General features: G+C 60.3%; 8 protein-coding genes and 1 pseudogene. 5 read left to right on the top strand and 4 right to left on the bottom strand.

Annotated features, from left to right (window positions below; genetic code table 11):
• Positions 1-106: 106 nt before the first annotated feature.
• The gene (locus J6525_RS45635; RefSeq protein WP_176937075.1) at positions 107-277 is read right to left on the bottom strand and encodes a hypothetical protein; all 171 of its coding nucleotides are present in this window, start codon (positions 275-277) and stop codon (positions 107-109) included.
• 651 nt (positions 278-928) lie between these two features.
• A complete protein-coding gene (locus J6525_RS45630; RefSeq protein ID WP_076826807.1) occupies positions 929-1,144 on the bottom strand; it encodes a hypothetical protein in 216 nt (71 codons plus the stop codon).
• Positions 1,145-2,018: 874 nt separating this feature from the next.
• Here J6525_RS45630 and J6525_RS45625 point away from each other — a divergent pair.
• Positions 2,019-2,492: a hypothetical protein gene (locus J6525_RS45625; protein WP_176937311.1), complete on the top strand. Its 474-nt coding sequence runs from the start codon at positions 2,019-2,021 to the stop codon at positions 2,490-2,492.
• A gap of 24 nt (positions 2,493-2,516) precedes the next feature.
• On the opposite strand, the gene J6525_RS45620 is transcribed toward J6525_RS45625, so the two are convergent.
• Positions 2,517-2,699, bottom strand: a complete 183-nt coding sequence (locus tag J6525_RS45620; protein WP_076826811.1) for a hypothetical protein — start codon at positions 2,697-2,699, stop codon at positions 2,517-2,519.
• Between the two features lie 269 nt (positions 2,700-2,968).
• Complete coding sequence (locus J6525_RS45615) at positions 2,969-3,253, bottom strand: hypothetical protein (RefSeq protein WP_225649524.1); 285 nt, start codon at positions 3,251-3,253, stop codon at positions 2,969-2,971.
• A gap of 272 nt (positions 3,254-3,525) precedes the next feature.
• On the opposite strand from J6525_RS45615, the gene J6525_RS45610 reads away from it, so the two are divergent.
• The 4 genes and pseudogenes from J6525_RS45610 (at position 3,526) to J6525_RS45595 (ending at position 6,457) form a co-directional block, all read left to right on the top strand.
• Positions 3,526-3,717 (top strand): hypothetical protein, encoded by a 192-nt coding sequence (locus J6525_RS45610; RefSeq protein ID WP_092090644.1) that lies wholly within the window; start codon positions 3,526-3,528, stop codon positions 3,715-3,717.
• Positions 3,718-4,189: 472 nt separating this feature from the next.
• Positions 4,190-4,531, top strand: a complete 342-nt coding sequence (locus J6525_RS45605; RefSeq protein ID WP_225649523.1) for a hypothetical protein — start codon at positions 4,190-4,192, stop codon at positions 4,529-4,531.
• A gap of 217 nt (positions 4,532-4,748) precedes the next feature.
• Positions 4,749-4,982, top strand: a pseudogene (locus J6525_RS45600) (DNA polymerase/3'-5' exonuclease PolX); the annotation flags it as partial.
• A 659-nt stretch (positions 4,983-5,641) separates the two neighbouring features.
• Positions 5,642-6,457 (top strand): ATP-dependent metallopeptidase FtsH/Yme1/Tma family protein, encoded by an 816-nt coding sequence (locus J6525_RS45595; RefSeq protein ID WP_225649522.1) that lies wholly within the window; start codon positions 5,642-5,644, stop codon positions 6,455-6,457.
• Positions 6,458-6,815: the final 358 nt, after the last annotated feature.

Raw genomic sequence — 6,815 nt, 5'->3', positions numbered from 1 at the left:
TTGCACCGGGATGCTACGGGAAATTGTCCCACTGTAGGAATGGAGCCATGCAAGGCCACTTGCGCAGGGTGGCCTTAATCTCCCGCGTCGCTGAGTAGCGGACTTCCTAGGTTGAGGCCTTCATGGTCCGCTCGACCTCATCAGCTAGCTCCCGGTGGCGTGCCGCCAGCTTGGCAAACAGCTCTTTCTTTGTCGGATTGGTCGCCAGCTTGCTGATCAGCTCGCACTCTTCCGCTTCGACGCGAAGCTTCTCTAAGTGCGCCTGCATGTCCTTCATTTTGGGCTCCCGATGCCGAGATGTTATCACGGTTCCGGCCGACAGAATCTTGGAGAAAGTGGCAATTGCATAAGGGCGTGCTAACGTTGGTTCGTCGGGTCCGCACCCGACCATCCCGCTGGCCTCAGCGCCGGCCTTAAGGCCCCCAAAGGTGCTGGGGCCTTTTCTATGGCTGCTAGGAACGAACGTAGCCGAAGCTTGTTCGTCTGTCATCCGAATGCAGCTCTCACCATCCCCCCGACCAAACCGCATTCGGACAGTGTGCGTGGAAAGCCGATGGCCCCAGCGTGCTCCCAAGCGCTGGGGCCGTCTCTTCACTTCAGGACACCCAATGCCGGCGCACTTCTCCGGGCTCCATGTTGAGCGCTAGGACGTATTCTGCGGCGAACTGTCGCTGATGAGGCTAACAACCCCTCCTTCCGGGATGATTAGGAACAGGCAAGCGCGAGGGCGGTTATCGGCAGGTCCGCATGCTTTCCCCCCGAGGCATCGGACACCATGGAGCCACGAACCCCAGCGACGCGACCGCTGGGGTTTCTCTGACCCCGGTCACGCGAACAGGTCTTGCCGGCCTGCGGCGTACTCCACGTCAGCCCAATACTCAGCCGGCGTCGCCTTGTCCTGTTAGATCATAGAAGGCATCTGGATCTACTAGGGGTGCAGAAGAGAAAGCAGGCGCTGGCGAAGCCTCTCGCGATCAAGCTGTACTTCGCGCATTACCGCAAGCTCGGCTTCAATCTTGCTCGTGTCCTCATTCAGCCGCCTACATTCGATGAGCTGCGCTTCTTTCTCCGCCAGCCGCCTTTCTCCTTCGACTGTCGCGAATTCAATCTGCCTTAACTCGTCAATGATCGGCTCTTTGTACATCTCGTTGCGATGGCTGAACCGTGCGTCATGCTCGTTTGTCTTGCAATCTCCAAACGGCTCAACAACGCTTCAAGTTCCTAATGAGCCTAGCGATAGCGGGAACGACCGCAAGCGCTGCACCTGAGGTGCGCCGAGTTTTCAGGCCAGTCCCAATCCAGGCAGATCGGCGAGCTTCAGCCGGCCGTTGTGCTGGCACCCGACGCAGAACATGAGCACCGTCTTCCGCCGTTGCGATCGACGGGGCCGGACAGTAGCGGAGATGACGAGCGGGCTTGCGGCGCCAGGGCATGCGCCAATGATCGCGAATATCTCGCGCCGAGTGAAGCCGCTAGAGTTCGCGACCGCGATGCGCAGTTATCGCTAGCGATTGGTCAAGTGGCGGCGTCCTTTTCAGTCGAGGGGCCGCCTAGCTTTTTCATGATCCATTCCATGGCTGGATTAGGATAGCGAGAGTCCGTCGAATTGACATCCATTCGAGTGGCTGGGTTGAACGTCAGTTCATAGAACGCCGTTGCCGCTATCCCTTGCTCTAGCTCTGGTGCCTGCTTCTTGAAGCCCTCGACCGATGAGGCCACGGAGAATTTGTAAGCGTAATGCTGACGCAGTCTAAACAAGCGTTCATGACGGGCGCCGGCAAAACGAACTAACCAATGCCAAGAACCCCAGCCCAAGCGCTCCGCGGGCATATCGAAAATGGTCGCGTCGGGCTAAGCGGCTGGCGGATGATCTCGAGCTTACACCCAAGCTTGAGCACTATGAGATGGCTCAAAAGTGCTATCGAGATGCGCAGCATGGCATCGGTTTAGTGCGGGCCAGAGATCTCTCCGAACTTGCTGTAAAATCGATGGCCTCCATGGCTTTTGAGGGGGCGGCCTTGGGCGACGCCAAGGCGCAGTATCGCCTGCGCGACGAGAAGCAGATCGTCGCATGGTCCGTCGCGTTCGATCTCATATTGCTTGCTGGTAACCCGGTTGCCGCCTCAGCGTTGAATCGAGGAGGGCGATCACCGCAGGCCACTGATCCGGCTTTGGAGGCCATCGCAAAACACCAGCAGGCGGACGCGGACCACAATGCAGCCATCACGGCGACCGACGCCGAATATCGCTCTGAGGGCTATTGGCAGGCCGACGACCATCAAGGAGCATGCTGCCATGCGGAGGCCGATGCAGGTTGGGATCTGGCCAGGACAATTCCGACGACGTTGGGCGGCGTTGCTGCGGTTCTCGAGTACGTGAAGCAGTACGAAGACAAGGGCGAGGAATGGCCCAACAGTGACTGCATCGGTCGGGAGGGCTGGCATTATCAGCTACGGCAGATGATGGCCGCTGCAGCCGTCAACTTAGCCTAGCGTGAAGGCGAGGCGCCCGCCGGTTCACGCCGGCGGGTTTTCCCCTGGCTCAATTTCCATCGTTTCCGGTGTTCGACGGTGGCGCGCGCTATGTTCGGCCATGGCTTTCACCGCTTCATCTTCGTCGGCGCAAAAAGCGATGCTTCGCCGATCGGCAAACACGAGCCATTGACGAAGGCCAACTTCCCTGATGACGTACTCGGTCATTTTCGAGCGTCCCGCAGCGAGTGGGCTGCATCTTATGCAAACGACGTTGATGTTCCATTAATCAGAAGCCGGCCCAGACGGTGAGCGCGGGCGGCGGCCTGGATCTGATCAAAAAGTACGCCGCCGGGCTTGAATGCAGCATCCCGGCGGCGGTCTTCCAGCTGGCCCTGCGATCCCAGCAACACTGCGGTAGCAGGGCGGTCACACACGCGAGTGATGCAGATCGATCTGCCCGCCGGATGATCCTACCGACGGGCTTTTGCGCGAAATCACCAGCGGCGATAACCGCCGTGATAGCCGTAACCCCTATGATAACCGTAGCCCCTGTGCACGTATCCGTAGCGACGGACGCCGTAGCCACGATAGCCGTAACCGTAGCCGTACGGCCTGTAGACGGGCGCCGTGCGGACACAGCCGTTCGGGCCGCAGACTACGGCGACGTTCTCGATGTTTGAAGCGGGAGAAAGTGTCGCGAGCGGCATCGCTGACGCGCTTCCTGCCGCAGCAAGGCTGCAGAGCGCAGCAAGTCCAACAAGTGCAAATTTAAGCTTCATGGTTTCCTCTCGTGGAATCTAAGGCACCCCACACTGTAGGAAGTTGAACGTGAATGCTGGATGAGCAGGCCAGCCGTTTTTGCGTGATGAAAATGCGGCATGCTTGTGCTCTGCGCGGGGTGTCCCCAAGCGGTCCCCTAGGAGTATCCGGAACGATGAGGGCGCCAAGGTCAGACTAGCTAAATGCGACAACGAGCAGGCCCGAGCACAACAGCACAAGGCAGGTCGCGATTAGCGCGAGGAACCCATCGGACACGAAGTCATGATTACGCATGACACACCTCCCTGTCGCGGAAGGAAGCTGGTCCGAATTTATTAAAGATTTCGGAATCGAGTTTTTGAAGGGCGGGCAACTACTGTCTTTGCTGCCCAACTTCACGAAAGCCCTGTGGATCATCGAAATAGTCCCAAGAAAAGACGCCGCCGGTCTCAAAAATACACGCCCGGCGGCGTTTCCTTCCTGAACCGGGGGCCCTGAAATCCCCAGCGCAGAGTCAACCGCAGAACCTGTGGCCTCGGTGATCGGCCGAAGGGCACTTCTTGTTACGCACTGTGATGTTGCGAGAGGAGCAGGAACAAGTGGCAATGTCGGGAATCTTACACAGGCTCCCGCGATAGGTTGCCCCCGACCGGGAGTTTAAAACGGCCTTGGCGTTCCCCGCGCCAGGGCCGCTATCGTTGTTGTGCGGCATCGCCATCCTCAGGAACAAGTGGTCGGGCCAATGAGTCCCTTCATTGCTCCCGGAGACAGGTGGCGCGCTCGACCGGGAGTCTGGAATGGCGGCCTCGGCGCGCCGCGTCGGGGCCGTTCGTGTTTGTGGGCTGGACTGTGGGCTAATTTCGGTAGCTTAGATTAATTGTATTGTTTTCAACAGCTTAGGTGTGTATTGATCGGCTGATGCCGCAGCGGCGCCGACTACCGCAACAACTGTTTCCTTGGCCAGTCCAGATGCCGAGCTGATCGACCTGGGGAGCCGGTTCGTCGAAATATCGCGGCTTCGGGATGCCGCGAACGATGAAACGGGCCGCCTGGTTGAGATCGCCCGCCGGTCATACCCGCCCGGCACCTATCGGGACGCGTGTCTGCGCGGCGAGGAGGCGCGCAGCGCGTACAATGCAGCTATAGCCGACGCTAACGAGCAGTCGGGCTTAGCAGCGGCGCAAGAGGCGTTTGATGGCGCCATGGATCAGTTGCGCGCGCACTACGCCCGCATGATCGCAATGCGCCCGACGACGATCGACCATCGCTTCGGCGGTCTTCCATTTCGAGTGGGATAGGGTCGAATACGCCGAGGGGGCCATCGAAGACGCAGCGCTCGCCGTGCTGGTCGCCGGCCTACTCGATAAGTCACTTCCGGATCATCTGCCAGTGTCGAGGCGGAAGAGTGCGAACTAATCAGCAAGCTCGCGACCAACGCGGCAAAGAAAGCGCTGTTCGCCAAACTGGCAGCGCATCACCGAGCACTCGCTGACGAAGTCGCGCGCGCAATGATTCCTGCGAGAGTACGCGCAGCGTACCGCCTTGCGAGGCGGCAATCCCCACAGGGCGAAAGCCTACTCTCGGGTCGCCGACAGCCTGGCGGCTCTTGCCGTCCCGCTGGACGTGCTCATCGCCGAGGATCATCTTACGGAGATCCCGGGCGTCGGCAATGCGATCGCCGACATCATCACCAAGCTTCAGAAGACGGGCAGTCATCCCAGCCTCGAAAAGCTGCGGAAGGAGATCCCCACCTTCGCTTTCGCAGAGCTTAAGACGATGCCCGATGCGATCCGGCAAGGTCGGCAGGTGATGCCGCCGCAGAAGGCTTCGACCGCGCTGGTCTCGGCGGCGGCAGAACCGACGCCGGAAATGCAAACTGTCTTCATGCTGCGCTCTGCGTGGTTTCGTGACGAGCATGGGCAACGGAAGTTCGCGGGCCAATACGAAGATGCGACCATGCCGATCGCAGCGGCACTCCGTGCCCTGGACCAATGCATCGCGGTCGACGTGACCGATCCGCGCCGCGCACAGCTCTGTGGCGTGCGCGGCGGGGACTTCAATCCGCAGGCGGCTGATGTGATCGATCTCGACACCATCGAGGAGCCGATGAGCGCGACGCCCGTCGAGCTCGATCGGGTGCTGCGCGATGCCGTCTTCACCGTGATCGACCGCAGCGTAGATGCGCGCACGATCCAGATTGAGGTGCCGCGCCTGTGACCGCGAAAGCCGCACCTCCCGGCTGGGCCATCGCATCGAAACGCGTATCGACGGCTACATCGCAGCGCGGGGAGACCGCATCCCGGTCGCCGTGGCGAAGATGATCGCCCGCGCTACGCGGCAGCCGGGGCACGGCGCCGTCGCAGCTATCCGCGCGCGCATGATCGCGCGGCATAAGAAGGTGCTCGGTTATGTCTGAAGACGTTCCGGCCGAGGAAGGACCAGCGCCCTTCCTCGCCAAGACGGAGGCCGCTGTCGAGGTCGGGTTGGTCACCGATCTTGGCGGCGGCCTCGATGCGGAATTCGACGACTACGATCGCTTGCTCGCGCATCTCGATCGCACTCCCGAGCAAGATGAACGGGTCGCGATCCATGAAAGCGGGCACGCCGTTTGCGCGCGTCTGCTGGGCCATCTAGTCGATGGCGTGACCGTGAACCCGGACCAGGCGCGCGGCTCCGAGGGACTGTGCTGGGGCGTTGGACACGCAGAGGCGTTCGCCGAGGGGCGGGGCGACGCCTCCGATGTCCGAGATGCGCTTAGTTCGGTCATGCCGCAAGCTGGTGAGGATCGTGGTCCTGTGGCTGATGTGTTCGGCAACGTTTACATCAAGTGTATCGAGTTCATGGCGGGCCGAGCGGCAGAGCGCATGCTGCTGGATGGCGAGCCTGCGCTGCCGGTGGATGATCTTCGACAGGCTCGCGAACTGGCTATGCTAATCTGTAGGAGCGAAGAGGCGATTGAGAGCTTCATTGAGCACTGCGATTTGGCGGCCCGCGATTTGCTGATGCCTTACGGCGATGTCGTGATGGCGCTGTCTGTGGTTCTGCGCATCAAGCGAACGCTGGATGGCGCGGAGATCGATCAAATCATTCGGAATGTGGAGGCGCGGAAGGCGTTGGCGGTTGAGCATCGGCGTCGGGCCGATTGGCGCAAGAGCGAGTTGGCGGCCAAACGCTTTCGAGCCGATAGCCTTGCCGGAAAGTGCATCACTAGATCAAGTGCGTAATCGGAACGCCCTCATTGGCGCGCCGATGTCGGCTCTTGGTGCTCGCGTCGCCAGAGACGCCAGCCCGTCAGGCCGGTCAACGTGACGCGCTGCGGCAAAAACATGCTTGCTGCAGCGCGTCACAATTCGGAAGTATCGGTATGCACTCAATTTCCGGTGCTCCCTGCGTGTGCAGGAACGCACTTCATAGGTTTGCATTGATCTGTTGTTATTTAGATTGTTGAGTGAGGCCGATCATGCGTCCGCTTTCTGGAATGATCGCGATTGCAACAGTCCCGACGTTGATCGCAATTCAGGCTACCCCTGCTGTCGCGCAGTCCTTCGACGACAGGTGGTCTGTCATTCCAAAGGCTCATGC

The sequence above is a fragment of the Bradyrhizobium australafricanum genome (assembly GCF_020329495.1).
Classification (GTDB): Bacteria; Pseudomonadota; Alphaproteobacteria; order Rhizobiales; family Xanthobacteraceae; genus Bradyrhizobium; species Bradyrhizobium australafricanum.
Note: the sequence above shows the minus strand (reverse complement) of the source record. Positions and strands in the feature narration are given on the sequence as shown.